This is a genomic window from Streptomyces roseochromogenus subsp. oscitans DS 12.976 (assembly GCF_000497445.1).
Lineage (GTDB): Bacteria > Actinomycetota > Actinomycetes > Streptomycetales > Streptomycetaceae > Streptomyces > Streptomyces oscitans.
Window position 1 is genome coordinate 8,709,659 of sequence record NZ_CM002285.1, and the last position, 17,285, is coordinate 8,726,943.

Sequence of the window (17,285 nt, forward strand, 5' to 3'; positions counted from 1 at the left end):
CGGTAGAGATACACCAACTCCTCTTCGACATAGCGGTAGTTGACGTTGACCGGAACGATCCGCGCCTTCAGGCAGGCCAGCACCGTCTGCAGGTACTCGACGCCGTTGTACAGGTGGAGGCCCAGGTGCTCCCCGGGGTGTATCCCGCTGGCGAGGAGGTGATGGGCGACGCGGTTGGCGGCCGCGTCCAGCTCCGCGTACGTGAGGCGGCGTTCCGCGCCGGTGCCGGGATGGTCGACGTACACGAGCGCCTCGCGGTCCGGGACCACGTCGACGACCGACTCGAACAGGTCGGCAAGGTTGTACTCCACCGCTCCTCCTGACCCCGGCAGCCCTGACGAAGAAAGGTGAGAACCATCGCTTCGCCGGTCATCAGAGCAAACGGCGCCGCAACTGTGAAGGCCTCACGCCAATAAATCTGACTACCTGTCAGAAAACCCTTGAAGTGCCTCCCCGCCTACTGCAACCTGTTCTCGTTCTCACCGAGGGGAGACAAGTCCATGGGCGGGACGGAACACCTCACCGTGCGGCGTGAGGGCGCCACACTGGTGCTCACGCTCAACAGGCCCGACGCCAGGAACGCGCTCTCGCTGCCGATGCTCGTCGGCCTGTACGACGGCTGGTTCGAGGCCGACGAGGACGACGAGATCCGCTCGATCGTGCTCACCGGTGCAGGCGGCTCCTTCTGCGCCGGAATGGACCTGAAGGCGCTGGCCGGGAACGGTATGCAGGGCGAGCACTACCGCGACCGGCTCAAGTCCGATCCCGACCTGCACTGGAAGGCGATGCTGCGCCACCATCGCCCCCGCAAACCGGTGATCGCCGCCGTCGAGGGGTACTGCGTCGCGGGCGGCACCGAGATCCTCCAGGGCACCGACATCCGGGTCGCGGGCGAGTCCGCGACCTTCGGCCTGTTCGAGGTCAGGCGCGGCCTGTTCCCGATCGGCGGCTCCACCGTCCGGCTGCAACGGCAGATCCCGCGCACCCACGCCCTGGAGATGCTGCTCACCGGACGGCCCTACAGCGCCCGGGAGGCCGCGGACATCGGCCTGATCGGCCATGTCGTCCCCGACGGCGCCGCGCTCGGCAAAGCGCTGGAGATCGCGGAGCAGATCAACGCCTGCGGCCCGCTCGCCGTCGAGGCCGTCAAGGCGTCGTTGTACGAGACCGCCGAGATGACGGAGACCGACGGCCTCGCGGCCGAACTCGCGCGCGGCTGGCCGATCTTCGACACCGCCGACGCCAAGGAAGGCGCCCGCGCCTTCGCGGAGAAACGGCCCCCCGTCTACAAGCGCGCGTAGCGCTGCGCCGGCTCAGGCCGGTTTGGACACCGCGGGCCGTGTGTGGCTGGTCGCGCCCACCCGGCGGAGCCGCATGTGTCACCGCCCCGCGCCCCTTTTGGGCGCGGCCTCGCCGACCTTCCCAAGGAGGCAAGCCCCGATGCCCGACGTCCTCAAAGCACCTCTCGTCGTCGAGTTCCCGTTCACCCGCTCCCTCGGCCCCGTCCAGAGCGCCTTCCTCACCGGCCTGCGCGAACGTGTCGTCCTCGGCGTGAAGACCGCCGACGGACGCACCCTCGTCCCGCCCGTCGAGTACGACCCCGCCACCGCCGAGGAGATCCGCGACCTGGTGGAGGTCGCGCCCACGGGCACGGTCACCACCTGGGCGTGGAACCACGAACCGCGCCGCGGCCAGCCTCTCGGCACCCCCTTCGCCTGGGTCCTGGTCCGGCTCGACGGCGCCGACACTGCCCTGCTGCACGCCCTCGACGCCCCCGGCGCCGACTCCGTGCACACCGGAATGCGGGTCCGCATCCGCTGGGCCGCCGAACGCACCGGCGCCATCACCGACATCGCCTGCTTCGAGCCGTACGACGGAGAGCCCCACCGGCCGGGTGGCCACACCGGCGAGTTCGAGGACCCGCTCACCGGAATCGTCGCCCCGGCCCGCCTGGACTACACCTACTCGCCCGGCCGCGCCCAGTCCGCCTACATCGACGCCCTCTCCGCACAGCGGACGGTCGGTGAACGCTGCCCCTCCTGCCGCAAGGTGTACGTCCCTCCGAGGGGTGCGTGCCCCACATGTGGTGTGGCCACAAAGGAACAGGTCGAAGTAGGTCCCCGCGGCACAGTCACCACCTTCTGCATCGTCAACATCAAGGCTGCGCATACGGCGAATCTCGACATCGAGGTGCCCTACGTCTACGCGCACATCGCTCTCGACGGCGCCGACCTCGCCCTGCACGCCCGGATCGGCGGCATCCCCTACGACCAGGTGCGCATGGGCCTGCGCGTCGAGCCCGTGTGGACGGAGGGCGCCCGCTACCCCGGCTACTACCGGCCCACCGGTGAGCCCGACGCGGACTACGAGACGTACAAGGAGCTGCTGTGACCAGCGAAGAAGCCCCCGCCGTCCGGGAGATCGCGGTCGTCGCCTTCGCCCAGACCGACCACCGGCGCTCCACCGAGGAGTCCTCCGAGGTCGAGATGCTCATGCCGGTCCTGCACGAAGTCCTCGCGCAGACCGGCTTGAAGACCGCCGACATCGGCTTCACCTGCTCCGGTTCCAGCGACTACCTCGCGGGCCGCGCCTTCTCCTTCACCCTCGCCCTCGACGGTGTGGGCGCCTGGCCGCCGATCTCCGAATCGCACGTCGAGATGGACGGCGCATGGGCGCTGTACGAGGCCTGGACCAAGCTGCTCACCGGCGACGCCGACACCGCGCTCGTCTACTCCTACGGCAAGAGCTCACCCGGTTCGCTACGGGACGTGCTGACCCGCCAGCTCGATCCGTACTACGTAGCTCCCCTGTGGCCCGACTCCATAGCTCTGGCCGCCCTCCAGGCGCAGGCCCTCATAGATGCCGGCCACACCGACGAGCCCGCACTGGCGGCCGTCGGCGCCCGCAGCCGCGCCGACGCCACCGCCAACCCGCACGCCCAGCTCAAGGGCCAGATCCCGCACGGCGACCACGTCGTACGACCGCTGCGCACCGGCGACTGCCCGCCCGTCGGCGACGGCGCCGCCGCCGTGATCCTCGCGGCGGGGGAGCGGGCCCGGGACCTGTGCGCACGGCCCGCCTGGATCCGGGGCATCGACCACCGGATCGAGGCACATGGCCTCGGCGTCCGCGACCTCACCGACTCACCGTCCACCCGGCTCGCCGCCGAGAAGGCGGGTGCCTTCGAACAGCCCGTGGACACCGCCGAGTTGCACGCACCGTTCACCGCCCAGGAGGTCATCCTGCGCAGGGCGCTCCGCCTCGGCGACGACGTACGCGTGAACCCCTCCGGCGGGGCGCTGGCCGCCAACCCCGTCATGGCCGCGGGACTCATTCGCATCGGCGAGGCCGCCGCCCGCATCCATCGCGGCGACTCCGACCGCGCCCTCGCCCACGCCACCTCCGGCCCCTGCCTGCAGCAGAACCTGGTCGCCGTACTCGAAGGGGATCCACGATGAGCAAGGAGCCCGTGGCCGTCATAGGCGTCGGCCAGACCAAGCACGTGGCCGCCCGCCGGGACGTCTCGATCGCCGGACTCGTCCGCGAGGCGGCACAACGGGCCCTGGAGGACGCCGAGTTGACCTGGGCCGACATCGACGCCGTCGTCATCGGCAAGGCGCCCGACTTCTTCGAGGGCGTGATGATGCCCGAGCTGTACCTCGCCGACGCGCTCGGCGCCGTGGGCAAGCCCATGCTGCGGGTGCACACCGCCGGCTCGGTCGGCGGGTCCACCGCGCTGGTGGCCGCGAACCTGGTCGCCGCCCGCGTCCACGGCACCGTCCTCACCCTCGCCTTCGAGAAGCAGTCCGAGTCGAACGCCATGTGGGGCCTGTCCCTGCCGATCCCCTTCCAGCAGCCCCTCCTCGCCGGCGCGGGCGGCTTCTTCGCCCCCCATGTGCGCGCCTACATGCGGCGCAGCGGGGCCCCCGACACCATCGGCTCCCTCGTCGCCTACAAGGACCGGCGCAACGCCCTGAAGAACCCCTACGCCCATCTCCACGAGCACGACATCACCTTGGAGAAGGTCCAGGCCTCACCCATGTTGTGGGACCCCATCCGCTACTCCGAGACCTGTCCGTCGTCCGACGGCGCCTGCGCCATGATTCTCACCGACCGCGCCGGAGCCGCCCGCGCGCCCCGCCCGCCCGCCTGGATGCTGGGCGGTGCCATGCGCAGCGAACCGACCCTGTTCGCCGGCAAGGACTTCGTCTCCCCGCAGGCCGGGAAGGACTGCGCCGCCGACGTCTACCGCCAGGCCGGCATCGCCGACCCGCGCCGGGACATCGACGCCGTGGAGATGTACGTACCCTTCTCCTGGTACGAGCCCATGTGGCTGGAGAACCTGGGCTTCGCCGCCGAGGGCGAGGGCTGGAAGCTCACCGAGTCCGGGGTGACCGAACTCGACGGGGACCTGCCCGTCAACATGTCGGGCGGGGTGCTGTCCACCAACCCCATCGGCGCGTCCGGCATGATCCGCTTCGCCGAGGCCGCCCTCCAGGTGCGCGGCCAGGCCGGAGAACACCAGGTGGACGGCGCCCGGAAGGTACTCGGACACGCCTACGGCGGCGGCTCCCAGTTCTTCTCCATGTGGCTCGTGGGAGCGCGGCCCCCGGACTCCTGAAAGTCCTTCCCACGTGGCCTGTTGAGCATCGTGAGCGGTCGCTAGGCTGGCCCGCGGACGACGAACCGGGAGGAGCACGGACGTGGCCGAGAGCACCATCCAGCAGCAGTCGCTCGCGGGCTGGGACAAGCCGGACCTCGACCTCAGCAACGCCGAATGGCAGTCCAGCAGCCGGGGGCTGGGCGATGTCCAGATCGCGTTTGTCGAGGGCTTCATCGCGATGCGCAACAGCGGCCGTGCGGAGAGCCCATCCCTGATCTTCACGCCGGCGGAATGGGGTGCCTTCGTCTCCGGAGCCCGGGAAGGGGAGTTCGACCTCACCTGACCCTTCCCCGAGCGCCCGGCGCCGCACGGCCGACGGCAGCCGAACCGGGGGTGTTCCACGCCGATTTCCGGACACGCGACCAGCGGGGCTCCGCCGGGACCGACGCCTGCGTCAGGCTGGTTCCAGCAAGGGGAAGGTCGTGTTCCGAAAGGTGAGGAACGATGAGCACTGCACCCGTCATCGCCGCGGTCGACGGTTCGGACGACAGCCTGCGCGCACTGGAGTGGGCCTTCGACGCCGCCCGCCGTCGCGCCGCACCGCTGCGGGTGGTGCACGTACGGCAGTACGCCGCCTGGGGCCAGGCCGACGTGCTGGTCGCCGGGCCGCCGGAGGCGGAGGGCGATCCGGTGCTGGACGACGTGCACGCCCGGCTCGCGGACCGCGGCACGGAGCCCTCCGTGGAGTACGTCGCCCTGGAGGGCGTCCCGGGCGCCGTCCTGCCCGAACTCGGCACGGACGCCCAGCTGTTGGTCCTCGGCTCCCGCGGCCGCGGGGGCTTCGCCAGCCTGCTGCTCGGCTCCAACGGCCTGGCCGCCGCCCGGGACGCCGAGTGCCCCGTGGTCGTCGTACCCCGGCCCGACCGGCAGGTGCACGGGGACTGGCCGGCCGAGCCCGGGCCCCGGGTGGTCGTGGGGCTGCACGTCGACAGCCCCGACGACGGCGCCCTCGCCCTCGCCTTCGCCGAGGCCGCTGTGCGCAAGGCCCGGGTCCAGGTGATCGCCGCCTATCCGTGGCCGGTGCAGACCTGGTCCGCCCCCGGCCAGATCGTGCCGCCCCAGGTCGACCAGTACGTCGTCGCCAACGAGACCCGCACCCTCGCCGAGGGCTACCTCGCCCCGCACCGCAAGCGGCACCCCGAGGTGCGCGCCGACGCCGAGGCGCTGCCCGGCGACGCGGCCGGCCATCTCGTCGCCGCCTCCAAGGACGCCGAACTGGTCGTGGTCGGCCGGCACCGGCGACGGCTGCTCGCCCCGGCCCGCATGATGGGCTCGGTCACCCAGGCCGTCCTGCTGCACGCGGCCAGCCCGATCGCGGTGGTGCCGCCGGAACCGCCGCAGGAGTGAGGCGGGCAGGGGCCGTGGTCGTCTAGCAGACCGTACGGCGCCGCGCAATGCGTCCGGTGCCGAGCGGCACGGACCGGACTGTGGTGTCCCGCGCCATGGTGCCGGGCCATAGGGGTTCGTACGGTTCCGCCACGCCCGGCGCTCCAGGCGCCGACCCGCGCACGAGCGGCCGGGACACATGTCCGCCGAAGGAGCCGCTCATGCCCCTGCCCATGTTCAGAAAGGCGCCCGGAGCGCCGCCCCCTGCGCGCCTGCTGCCCCGCTTGCTGCCCCGTCTCCTCGCCGTCGTAGCCGTCGTCCTCGGCACCGCGCTCGCCGGTCCGCTGCCCGCAGCCCGGGCGTCCGTGGGGCTCACCGAGGTGAGCGACTTCGGATCCAACCCGGGCAACCTCACCATGTATGTGTACCGGCCCGCGTCGCTGCCCGCGCATCCGCCGGTCGTGGTCGCCCTGCACGGCTGCACCCAGAGCGCACAGGTCTACGCCGACAACTCCGGACTGCCCCAACTCGCCGACCGGGACGGCTTTCTGCTCGTGCTCGCGCAGACGACGACCGCCAACAACCCGAGCCAGTGCTTCAACTGGTTCCAGACCACGGACAACCGGCGCGGACAGGGCGAGGCGCTCTCCGTCCGGCAGATGGCGGGCCAGGCCGTGACCGCCTACGGCGCCGACCCCCAGCGGGTCTACGTCACCGGTCTGTCCGCGGGCGGCGCCATGACCGCCGTCATGCTCGCCACCTACCCCGACGTCTTCGCCGCCGGCGCCGTGATCGCGGGCCTGCCCTACGACTGCACCAGGGACAACAGCCCCTACACCTGCATGAACCCGGGCGTCGACCTCAGTCCCGACGCATGGGCCCAGCGGGTGCGGGACGCCGATCCGTCGTACACCGGGCCATGGCCGCGCGCGGCCGTCTGGTACGGCGACCAGGACACCACCGTCGTCCCGCGCAACGCCACGGAGCTGCGTGACCAGTGGACGGCCCTGCACGGTCTCTCACAGACCCCGACCCGGACCACGACCATCGGCCCCGACGCCACCCGGCAGGAGCAGTACCTGGCCTCCGACGGCACGGTCGCCGTCGAGGTCGACAGGGTCCCCGGCATCGGCCACGGCACCCCGGTGGACCCGGGCACCGGCACCCAGCAGTGCGGCAGCACCGGCGCCCCCTACTTCCCGGCCTCGATCTGCTCCAGCTACTGGATCGCCCGGTTCTTCGGCCTGGACACGACCGATCCGGGCGGCGGAGGCAGTGGTGGCGGCACCGGCGGTGGTGGCAGCGGCGCTGCTTGCTGGACGGCGAGCAACTACGCCCAGGTACAGGCCGGACGGGCCACCACCAGCGGCGGCTTCACCTATGCCAAAGGGTCTCAGCAGAACATGGGCCTGTACAACACCTTCGTCACCCACACACTGAAGGAGTCACCCACGGGTTACTACACCATCGCCGACAACGGCTGCCCCTGACAGAAGGTCAGCCACACCCGGTCATGGTGTTGTCCGACACCGTTGCGGGGGCCGCCTTCCTAGCGGCCCCACACATGTTCCGCACACCTCCATCACCCCTAGCCTCCAGCGCGTCCACCCACCGCCGGAGGAACCCGTATGCCCACCACACCGCCCGGACGTCGCCCACGCCGAACCGCTCTCCACGCACTGGCGCTCACCGCCGCCAGTCTGCTCCTGACCACCCCGGCCACCGCGGCCCCCACCGGCACACCGGACGAGCACTGCGCCGGCCGCACCCAGCTCCGGGTGCCCGGCGCTGCCCGTCAACAGGCCGACTGTCTGGACGAGCTGACCACCGCCGGCACCGTGGCCTCCGGCCACACCGACCCGGCCGACTACGCCGGTCTCACCCCCCAGGACCTGCCCACACCCAGCGGCGTCCCCGGCATCCAGATCGACGGCTACTTCCCGGACACCTCCACCACCAACACCGACCACGGCTGGCACCACGACGCCCAGTTCGTCATCCGGCTGCCCGACCACTGGAACGGCGGCCTGGTCGTCGCCGGAACCCCCGGCAACCGGGAGCAGTACGCCAACGACCGGGCCATCGCCGACTGGGTGCTCGCCCGCGGCTACGCCTACGCCGCCACCGACAAGGGCAACACCGGCACCGCGTTCTACCGCGACGGCCGGCGGCCCGGCGACGCCATCGCCGAATGGAACACCCGCCTCACCCAACTCACCCGCGCGGCCCGCGCCGTGGTCGCCCAGCGCTACCACCGGCCCCCGGCCCGCACCATCGCCACCGGTCTGTCCAACGGCGGCTACCTCGTCCGCTGGCAACTGGAGCACCACCCCGAACTGTACGACGGCGGAGTCGACTGGGAAGGCACCCTCTGGCGCACCGCCGGCCCCAACCCGCTCACCTTCCTGCCCACCACGCTGCGCGATTACCCCACCTACGCCGCCGGCGGAGCAGGAGCCGCCCAGGCCCAGGCCGGCCTGCACCGGGCCGGCTTCCCGGCCGGCTCGGAGTTCCTGTGGCCGTACCACTACCAGGCCTACTGGGACCTCACCCAGCGCATATACCGCGAGGAACTCGACCCCGGCTACGACGGCACCACCGAGGCCGGCACCCCGTTCTGCCGCTCCGGCACACCCGACTGCGACGCCGACTACGACTACGCGGCCCGCCCGGCGGCCGTCCACCGCGCGGTCGACCGGATCGCCCTCACCGGACGCATCGGCAAACCGCTGATCACCCTCCAGGGCACCCTCGACGTCCTGCTGCCGATCGGCGAGGACTCCGACGTCTACGCGCGCATGGTCCACACGGCCGGGCGTGGCGCCCTGCTGCGCTACTACCGCATCCAGGACGGCACACACACCGACTCCCTGGTCGACGCCTTCCCCGACCGGCTGCGCCCGATGGTGCCCTGCCACCGCTCGGCCTTCGAGGCACTGGAACGCTGGCTCTCCGGCACCGCCCTCCCGCCCGCCGACCACACCGTCCAGCGCCCGGCCGGCGCCACCCCGGCCACCCTGCTCACCAGCTGCCCGCTGGACTAGGCAGGGACCAGCGGATCGCCCGGGCGCCCACACGCCACCCACGGCAGCGTGGGCACGTACCATGGCCGCATGTCGTTCCTCCGCCGCCGCAGCGCCACCCCCGCCGGACCCGACTTCGACGTGCTGGCCATGGACCCGGGCGACTGGCCGGGCAACCTCGGCGCGGGCCTGCTGCCCGCGCCCGACGGCACCTGCCAGGGTGTCTTCCTGCGCTACGACCTCTTCGGCGGCCGCGGCCCCGCCATGATCATCGGCAATCTTCCGGAGGGCTCCCCGGCCCGCGAGGTCGCCGAGGGCGAGATCCCCTTCGAGGTGGGCCAGCTGCTGCTGGCGCTGGAGAACGACGAGGAGGTCACCGTCGTCGGCGTCGAGGACACCCCGGTCCTCCAGGGCGACAACCTCCTCATCGTGCGGCGGCTGAAGCTCTCCGAGTCCCGGATCTCCTGCGTCCAGTTCGACCGCAGCGACGGCGTCCTCGTCACCATCGCCGCCTGGGACCGCCCCATCACCGACGACCTGTACGCCCTGCTGAAGCCGCTCCCGGCGGAGCTTTTCCAGCAGGGCTGAGGCCCTCCTGCGCGGCTAGCGGGCCGCGCCTTCGAGGGTCACGTCCGCGGCGCGGACGAAGCCGACCCGGTGGCCGTACTGGATCTCGTAGTACAGGTCCTTGCCCATCACGACCCGGTGCGAGTCGGTGGTGAAGGTGACCGAGTAGTCGTACTCGCCCGGCACCTCGTCACCGACCACGTACTTCTGCCCGGCCGGGATCGTGTACGGCAGCGGTACGACCGACTGCACGGGGACTCCCTCCGGGTAGGCCTCCTTCTCCGGGTAGGCCCGGCCGTACACCGGGACGCTCGCCAGGCCCTCCTTCGGCGTGATCACCAGACCTCTGGCCGGCACCGCCGTCGGCGCCGTGCGCGGGTTCTGGAACCAGGCCTTCTGGCCCAGGTACCAGATCGCGGTCCAGTCGCCCCAGCGGTCCGCGACCGCGTACTGCTGACCGGTGGAGACGCGGGAGGACAGGTCGTTCACGTCGATGGTCGGGTCCGCCTTCATCCCGATGTCCTTGATCAGCGGCGCGTTCACATCGTGGTCCGAGTAGAGCCGCACCTCGCCGGAGCCGTGCGCCGGGCACGGCTCGCCCTTGGTGGCGCAGCCCGTGTACACGGGCTGGTTCGAGGCGTAGTCCGGCAGGATCGTCACCAGCCCGGACCGCTTGCCGGCGGTCCGCCTGAACGGGTGCCCCAGCAGCTGGAAGTAGTGCCGCCAGTCCCAGTACGGGCCCGGGTCCGTGTGCATGCCGGGGATCGTGGACGCGGTCGGACCGGGCACGTTCTCGTGGCCGAGGATGTGCTGCCGGTCCAGCGGGATGTCGTACTTCCGGCTCAGGTACTTCACCAGCCGGGCCGAGGACCGGTACATCGCCTCCGTGTACCAGGCGTCCGGGTTGGCGAGGAAGCCCTCGTGCTCGATGCCGATGGACCGGGCGTTGATGTCCCAGTTGCCCGCGTGCCAGGCCACGTCCTTCGCCTTGACGTGCTGGGCGATCAGACCGTCCGTGGAGCGCACGGTGTAGTTCCACGACACATAGGCCGGGTCCTGGATCAGGTTCAGCACCCCGTCCCAGGTGCCCTCCGTGTCATGGATGACGATGTACTTGATGGGCTGCGACACGGGGCGGTCGCCGAGGTCGTGGTTGCCGTAGTCGTTGTTCCCGAACTGCGCGTACGGCGCCCACACCGCCTCGCACGACACCGAGCCGGGGCACTCGACGCCGTCCGTCGGCAGTGTGCCCAGGCCCGCTCGCCGCAACTGGGCGGTGTCGGCGGTCAGCCGCGGCTGGGCCGCGAGCGCGACCAGCTGGCCGTCGTCCGTGGTGCGCTCCTCACCCGTGCGCAGGACGTCGTACACGTCGTTGGCGTACGCCGCCGCAGTCGCCGTGTCGTCTGCGCCGGAGAAGCGGGCCACCGCCGCGTACCAGTCGTCCGGGTCCGCGCTCAGTGGCTCGCCCAGCTGCTTCTGCGCGGCAGCGAGCAGGGCGGCGCCGCCGGCCACGTTCGCCGCCGGGTCGGTGCGCAGGTCCGCGGCCGGCCGGCCGATCAGCCGTGCGGCCTTCGCCAGCGTCTTCAGCCGGGCGGGGAGCGCGGACCCGGCCGGCACCTTGACGTCCGGGTGCAGAGCGGCGCGGGAGCCGTCACCGCGGGGGTCCTCCGCGCCCTCGGTGAGATGCTCCGTGGCGGCGATCGCGGTCCGGGCGTCCGTGAGATGCATCGGGCCGTAGCCGCCGCTCACGCTCGGCGCGCCCGCGTGCCAGTCCCAGCGGGACTGCAGGTAGGAGACGGCCAGCAGAACGCTCTGCGGCACGTGGTACTCGGCCGCGGCGGAGGCGAACGCCTGCTGCAGCCGGTGCGCGGAGGAGTCCGGGGCGCCCTGGGCGGGGGCGGCGCCGAGCAGCGGCAGCAGCAGGGCCGCGGACGCCAACGGGCCGACGGCCCGCCGCAGTTGTCTGTGGCCGTGGATGGACGGGGAGTGCGTGGCGGAACCTCGCAAAGCGGCCTCCTGTGACGGACGGGCGTGGCGGGGCGTGCGGCGCCGAGCTGGGTCAGTGGTACCGGCTGGCCGACGATCCGTCAATGATGCCTTCAAGACGGCGATTTCCCACGTCACGGAGGGGTTTCGGCGAGTTTCGCGACGGCGGTGCGCGGGCCTGCGCGGCGTCACTGGCGTACACCAGTGGCCACTTCGCGCGCATGTGCGCAACACGCCTGGACAGCGGAGGTGCGCAGCGCGTCCGCAGAACGGGTGTGCCGCGTCCGGACAGCGGGTGTGCGCGACCGTGCCTGGACATACGAAGGTCCGCGGTGCGCCGCCGCTCTGGCGCACCGCGGACCTTCGTCCCCGTCAGCGAGTCCCGACCGCAGCGCGGACGGCTTTGCGGGCCATCTGGCAGTCGTCGTGCAGCCGCCTGAGCAGCAGCCGCTGTTCCTCGCCGGACGGCGCGGCACCCGGGTGGGCCAGGCCCGGTGCCGCCGGGGCCGTATCGTGCATCGAACGCTGCACGGCCGTCTCGTACCTCCGGATCTCCCGGGTCAGCAGCAGCATCAGATTGACCAGGAAGGCGTCCCGGGAGGCCGGGCCCGCCGACTGGGCGATCTGGCTGATCTGCCGCCGGGCCACCGGCGCGTCCCCGAGCACCAGCCACAGCGTCGCCAGGTCGTACCCCGGCAGATACCAGCCCGCGTGCTCCCAGTCCACCAGCACTGGACCGGCCGGTGACAGCAGGATGTTCGACAGCAGGGCGTCGCCGTGGCAGAACTGCAGCATGCCCTGGCGGCCGACCTCGTGGGCGATGCCGTGCAGCAGTTTCTGCAGGTCGCCGAGGTCGCGGTCGGTGAGCAGGCCCAGCTCGTGATACCGGGTGATCCGGGCGCCGTAGTCCAGAGGCATCTCAAAGATGCCCGCCGGGGGCCGCCAGGAGTTCAGCCGGCACAGTGCGCCGAGCGCGGCCCGGATGTCGGCGCGCGGCGGCGCCTCCACCGGATGCCGCTGCAGCGCCGCCACGCGGCCCGGCGCCCGCTCGATCACCAGGGTGCAGTTGTCCGGGTCCGCCGCGATCAGCCGGGGCACGCGGACCGGAGGCCGGTGCCGGACGAACGAGCGGTATGCGGCTATTTCGTGCCGGCTCCGTTCGGCCCAGGCGGGCGAGTGGTCCAGCAGACACTTGGCGACTGCCGTGCTCCGCCCTGTCGTCCCGACCAGAAGGACGGACCGTCCGCTGCGCCGCAGCACCTGCACCGGAGAGAACTCCGGACAGATCCGGTGCACCGAGGCGATGGCGGTGCGCAACTGCGCGCCCTGGGGACCGGACAAGTCGAGTCTCCCGCTGAGCGGTTGGGTACCGGGCTGCCCAGGAACCCGCCGCGGCCGGCCCGCGACCGGTACCGGTCCGCCCGGACGCGCCACCGGGTCGAGGTACGGCCCGCCGCTGGTGGGGCGGGGACGCAGCGGCCGGGGCGGGGCGGACACGGAGGACGATGCTGCGTACATGGGAGATACAGATCCCTTCGTGTGCCTGCGGTGCCTGCCTGTGGTTCCGTGCGCGGCGCAGCTGCGTGAGGACGGTGCTCGGGGGAGCGCGTACTCCGATCGCATGCACTGCGGGCGCGCGCCTGCCCGGCCCGGCCGCCGGGGTGCACCCTGGGGAATGCACCTGTCGTACCGAGTTGGCGACCGGGTCGGGGTGGCGCGTTCCTACTCGACACCCGATGCCCCGTGGCACACCATCTGGCGGACCCTGGCGAACCCTGGCGAATAGTCGCCCGGCAACCTCCACCGGGCTACTGTCAACTCAGCCGAGAACCTGGGGGCTTGACGTGAGCGGACAACCCAACACCCGCCTGGCGGACCTGTTCGGCCTGGCCGGCTGGTCCAAGGGCGAACTCGCGAGGCTGGTCAACAAGCAGGCGGCGGCCATGGGTCACCCCCAGTTGTCGACCGACACCTCCCGGGTGCGGCGGTGGATCGACATGGGAGAGATCCCGCGCGATCCGGTGCCGCGGGTGCTGGCGGCCCTGTTCACCGAGCGTCTCGGCCGTGTCGTGACCATCGAGGACCTCGGTCTGGTGCGGCACGGGCGTGCGGGAAAACGGCAGGGCGACGGGATCGAGGAACATCCCGACGGCGTGCCGTGGGCGCCCGAACGTACCGCTGCGGTCCTCACCGAATTCACGGGAATGGACCTCATGCTCAACCGACGCGGCTTGGTGGGCGCGGGTGCCGCGCTCGCCGCGGGATCCGCACTCAGCAGCGCCATGTACGACTGGTTGCACACCGACCCGGCCCTGAAGGCCGACGCCCCCGTCCTCGACGACCCCCTGCACGCCGACCCCGCTGGGTTCGACCGCTATGAGGCCGCCCCCATCGGGTCGCAGGAGATCGAGGAACTGGAGCGCTCGGTCGAGGTGTTCCGCGCCTGGGACGCGGCCCGTGGCGGCGGGCTTCAGCGCAAGGCGGTCGTGGGCCAGCTCAACGAGGTGGGCGGCATGCTCGCCTACCACCATCCACCCCATCTCCAGCGTCGCCTGTGGGGCGTCGCCGCCAACCTCGCCGTCCTCGCGGGCTGGATGTCGCACGACGTCGGCCTGGAGCCCACGGCTCAGAAGTACTTCGTCATCGCCGCTCATGCCGCCCGCGAGGGCGGAGACCGGCCGCGCGCCGGCGAGGCCCTGTCCCGGGCGGCCCGGCAGATGGTGCACCTCGGCCGGCCCGACGACGCGCTGGACCTGATGAAGCTCGCCCAGTCCGGCGCGGGTGACGGTCTGCAGCCGCGCACCAGGGCGATGTTCCACACCATCGAGGCCTGGGCGCAGGCGTCGATGGGCAAGGGGCAGGCCATGCGCCGCACCCTCGGGCAGGCGGAGGACATGTTCGTCGCCGGCCGCGGCGAGGCCGAACCACTGGACTGGATGCAGACCTTCAAGGACGAGGACCTGTACGGCATGCAGGCCCTCGCCTACCGCACGCTGGCGGAGTTCGACCCGAGCGAGGCCGTGCACGCCCAGCACTACGCGGAGAAGGCGCTCGCGCTGCGCGTCGACGGACGGGAGCGGTCGAAGATCTTCGACCATCTGTCCATGGCGTCGGCCTGCTTCATCGCCGACGACCCCGAACAGGCCGACAGCTATGCCCGGCTGGCCCTGATGTCGATGGGGTCGAACTCCTCCCGTCGCACCTGGGACCGGCTGCGGCAGATGTACCGGCTGACCGCGGAGTACGCCGGCTATCCGAGGATCCACGAACTGCGGGAGGAGATCCGGCTCGCCCTGCCCAAGCCGAGGGCCAAGGGCGCGGGCACCGCACAGGCGTGAGCGCACAGGCACGGGGCCTGTGCGCCGGCTGACTTCAACAGCTCTTGCTACTTCGACACCATCGCCAACCTCTACAACTCATGGTCCGGCTCACGCGGTGACCTTGGCGACGAGCACGCACGCGTCGTCCTCGCGTCCGGCTCCGCCGAACTCCTCGACCAACGTCCGTACGCTGTCCCGCGCCGTGCGCGCGGCGTGGAACCGTGGGGCGAGGCCGAGCAGGCGGTCGGCGGCCGCGGTCGGGCTGTGCCCCGGCACCAGTCCGTCGGTGTACAGCACAAGCAGGTCACCGGGTTCGAGGGTCACCTCGGCCTGCCCGTAGACGGCGCCCGAGGTGGCGCCGAGCAGGACGCCGCCGGGCGCGTGCAGCAGGCGCCCCGTTCCGTCGCGGTACAGCAGCGGGGCGGGGTGTCCTGCCTGCGCCCAGACCAGGGTGCGTGTCGCGGGCCGGTAACGGCAGCAGACGGCGCTGCCGAGGGCGGGCTGCACGGTGGCGTCCAGTAACTGGTTGAGCATGCCCAGCAGTTCACCGGGCCGGGTGCCGGCCAGCGCCATGCCGCGTACGGCACCGAGCAGCATCGCCATACCGGAGGCGACGGACACGCCGTGCCCGGTGAGATCGCCGACGCTGAGCAGGGTCTCGCCGTCGGAGAGTTCCAGCGCGTCGTACCAGTCGCCGCCGATCAGCGTGTCCGTGGCCGCGGGGAGGCGGTGGGCGGCCAGGTCGAGGGTGCATGGGCCCTGGTGCGGGAGCCGCAGGGAGCCGCGCCATGGCGGTAGCACGGCTTCCTGCAGCTCGGCCGCGATCCGGTGCTCGGTCTGCTCCTGCCGGCGCTCACGCTGCAGCGAGTCACGGGTCTCGTGCACCGTCCGCCGGCAGCGGCGCAGTTCGCTGACGTCGCGCAGCACGGCCCACATCGAGGCGGTGCCGCCGTCGGCGCCGAGCACGGGTTCGCCCATCATGTGCACGGCCCGGACGGAGCCCTCGGGCCGTACGACACGGAACTCGCCGTCGATGGGTTTGCCGTCGACCAGACAGTCCGTCACCATCGCGGTCAGTTTCGGCCGGTCCTCGTCCAGGACCAGCGAGGGCAGTTCGTCCAGGGTGAGGGCGGGCCCGTCCGGGTCGAGGCCGAGGATCTGGTACAGCTCCCCGGACCAGGTCGCCGCGTCCGTCAGCAGGTCCCACTCCGCGCTGCCGACGCGGCTGAGCAGCGAGCCGCTCGGGGCGGGGGCCGGCGCGGGCCGGACGGCGAGCGTCCCGGCGGGTTCGGCCGGAGCGGCCGGCTCGGTGTGCGGGCCGTCCCGGAGCTGGGCCAAGTGGGCGTCCAGATCGTCCAGTTGGTGCAGCGCGAGGTCGTACAGAGCGCGCTGCCAGCGTTCCTCCGGGTCCGAACCGTCGCTCCGGGTGTCCCGCCGTACGGCGTCCACATCGCCTTTGAGCCGCCGCGTCTGCGTGATCAGCGCCTCGACCGAGCCGCGTCCGGGTGGCTGGGCGGCTGAGCGGTCCGCGGAGACTGGGGACGGCATGACGCACTCCGAAGGGGGACGATACGGCCAGGGGGACGGGGGACCGGTTACGACTGTTGCACAGCCCGCGACGCCCCGTAAGTGATTTGGCAACACACGATACGGTGGTGCTTCCGGCATATGCCAGAGTCTCGCCGGAGTGATCCCCGTACGTGCATGACGTACGCGCATCGCGGACCAAGTCGTAGAACTTCTACGGGAGTTGCATAAAGCCGGCCGCGCGCTCGGGACGCTCATCCGTATGTTCGTCGCTCCTGTGTTCCCGTGTGCCGCGACCGACTTGTACCTGTCGAACTCTGACCGGATTTGGCGGCATGTGGAGCGCCTTTGCGGAGTCCATAAAGACATGGATGCCATCACTGTCGCACAGTCCGCCCAGGCCCGGCTGATCACCGCCGAGGACCAGGAGATTCCCGTGTCCGCCACGCTGCGCTACTCCACGGACGATCCGCTGGCCGTCTTCGTGGACTTCCCCGCCGAGGCCGCCCTGGAGGGTGAGGAGGTCAGCTGGGTCTTCGCGCGCTCCCTGCTCGACCAGGGGCTGCGGGCCCCGGCCGGCCACGGGGACGTGCAGATCTGGCCGTACGGCCGTACGCGCACGGTGCTGGAGTTCCACTCGCCGCACGGACTGGCCCTGCTCCAGTTCCCCGCGTCCGCGCTGCGCCGCTTCCTGCTGCGCACCTACGCGGTGGTGCCGGCCGGGCGGGAGGATCTGTCCGGGGTGGTGGAGCGCGGGCTGAGCGCCCTGTTCGGCGGGGTGTGAGGCAACCCCGGGGACGACTTTGACTTATGTTCACCTTCGCCTCACCGCATCGGTCTGGACCCTGACCATCACCGCGGGCACCCTGGCGC

General features: G+C 71.7%; 15 protein-coding genes. 11 read left to right on the forward strand and 4 right to left on the reverse strand.

Going from position 1 to position 17,285, the window contains the following annotated elements:
• Nucleotides 1-311, reverse strand: a 311-nt coding sequence (locus M878_RS49895; protein ID WP_037730262.1) for an AMP-binding protein, incomplete at its 3' end; no start/stop codon positions are given.
• Between the two features lie 189 nt (nucleotides 312-500).
• Here M878_RS49895 and M878_RS87395 point away from each other — a divergent pair.
• From M878_RS87395 to M878_RS87435, 9 genes are all read left to right on the forward strand, one after another.
• Nucleotides 501-1,301: a crotonase/enoyl-CoA hydratase family protein gene (locus tag M878_RS87395; protein WP_023552986.1), complete on the forward strand. Its 801-nt coding sequence runs from the start codon at nucleotides 501-503 to the stop codon at nucleotides 1,299-1,301.
• Nucleotides 1,302-1,440: 139 nt separating this feature from the next.
• The gene (locus tag M878_RS87400) at nucleotides 1,441-2,391 is read left to right on the forward strand and encodes a Zn-ribbon domain-containing OB-fold protein (RefSeq protein WP_023552987.1); all 951 of its coding nucleotides are present in this window, start codon (nucleotides 1,441-1,443) and stop codon (nucleotides 2,389-2,391) included.
• Nucleotides 2,388-3,458 (forward strand): thiolase domain-containing protein, encoded by a 1,071-nt coding sequence (locus tag M878_RS87405; protein WP_023552988.1) that lies wholly within the window; start codon nucleotides 2,388-2,390, stop codon nucleotides 3,456-3,458. Before M878_RS87400 ends, M878_RS87405 begins: the two co-directional genes overlap by 4 nt.
• Entirely contained in the window at nucleotides 3,455-4,621 is a 1,167-nt protein-coding gene (locus M878_RS87410) for a thiolase domain-containing protein (protein ID WP_023552989.1), read from the forward strand. The genes M878_RS87405 and M878_RS87410 overlap by 4 nt, the downstream gene beginning before the upstream one ends.
• An 82-nt stretch (nucleotides 4,622-4,703) precedes the next feature.
• Entirely contained in the window at nucleotides 4,704-4,946 is a 243-nt protein-coding gene (locus M878_RS87415; protein WP_023552990.1) for a DUF397 domain-containing protein, read from the forward strand.
• A 161-nt stretch (nucleotides 4,947-5,107) separates the two neighbouring features.
• Nucleotides 5,108-6,010 (forward strand): universal stress protein, encoded by a 903-nt coding sequence (locus tag M878_RS87420; protein ID WP_023552991.1) that lies wholly within the window; start codon nucleotides 5,108-5,110, stop codon nucleotides 6,008-6,010.
• A gap of 200 nt (nucleotides 6,011-6,210) precedes the next feature.
• Nucleotides 6,211-7,479, forward strand: coding sequence for an extracellular catalytic domain type 1 short-chain-length polyhydroxyalkanoate depolymerase (locus M878_RS87425; RefSeq protein WP_023552992.1), 1,269 nt, complete (start codon nucleotides 6,211-6,213; stop codon nucleotides 7,477-7,479).
• 138 nt (nucleotides 7,480-7,617) lie between these two features.
• A complete protein-coding gene (locus M878_RS87430) occupies nucleotides 7,618-9,033 on the forward strand; it encodes a 3-hydroxybutyrate oligomer hydrolase family protein (RefSeq protein ID WP_023552993.1) in 1,416 nt (471 codons plus the stop codon).
• A gap of 69 nt (nucleotides 9,034-9,102) precedes the next feature.
• Nucleotides 9,103-9,600 (forward strand): glycosyltransferase family protein, encoded by a 498-nt coding sequence (locus M878_RS87435; protein WP_030339601.1) that lies wholly within the window; start codon nucleotides 9,103-9,105, stop codon nucleotides 9,598-9,600.
• A 15-nt stretch (nucleotides 9,601-9,615) separates the two neighbouring features.
• Here the strand turns inward: M878_RS87435 and M878_RS87440 are convergent, their stop codons facing one another.
• Both M878_RS87440 and M878_RS87445 read right to left on the reverse strand, forming a co-directional pair.
• Nucleotides 9,616-11,586 (reverse strand): N-acetylmuramoyl-L-alanine amidase, encoded by a 1,971-nt coding sequence (locus M878_RS87440; RefSeq protein ID WP_023552995.1) that lies wholly within the window; start codon nucleotides 11,584-11,586, stop codon nucleotides 9,616-9,618.
• Nucleotides 11,587-11,937: 351 nt separating this feature from the next.
• Entirely contained in the window at nucleotides 11,938-13,083 is a 1,146-nt protein-coding gene (locus M878_RS87445; protein ID WP_031226991.1) for an aminoglycoside phosphotransferase family protein, read from the reverse strand.
• 326 nt (nucleotides 13,084-13,409) lie between these two features.
• Between M878_RS87445 and M878_RS87450 the strand changes: the two genes are divergently transcribed.
• The gene (locus M878_RS87450; RefSeq protein WP_023552997.1) at nucleotides 13,410-14,903 is read left to right on the forward strand and encodes a DNA-binding protein NsdB; all 1,494 of its coding nucleotides are present in this window, start codon (nucleotides 13,410-13,412) and stop codon (nucleotides 14,901-14,903) included.
• Between the two features lie 90 nt (nucleotides 14,904-14,993).
• Here M878_RS87450 and M878_RS87455 read toward each other — a convergent pair whose 3' ends face one another.
• Nucleotides 14,994-16,433: a PP2C family protein-serine/threonine phosphatase gene (locus M878_RS87455; protein WP_023552998.1), complete on the reverse strand. Its 1,440-nt coding sequence runs from the start codon at nucleotides 16,431-16,433 to the stop codon at nucleotides 14,994-14,996.
• A gap of 346 nt (nucleotides 16,434-16,779) precedes the next feature.
• Here M878_RS87455 and M878_RS87460 point away from each other — a divergent pair, with 346 nt between their 5' ends.
• The gene (locus tag M878_RS87460) at nucleotides 16,780-17,196 is read left to right on the forward strand and encodes an SsgA family sporulation/cell division regulator (RefSeq protein WP_023552999.1); all 417 of its coding nucleotides are present in this window, start codon (nucleotides 16,780-16,782) and stop codon (nucleotides 17,194-17,196) included.
• Nucleotides 17,197-17,285 lie beyond the last annotated feature (89 nt).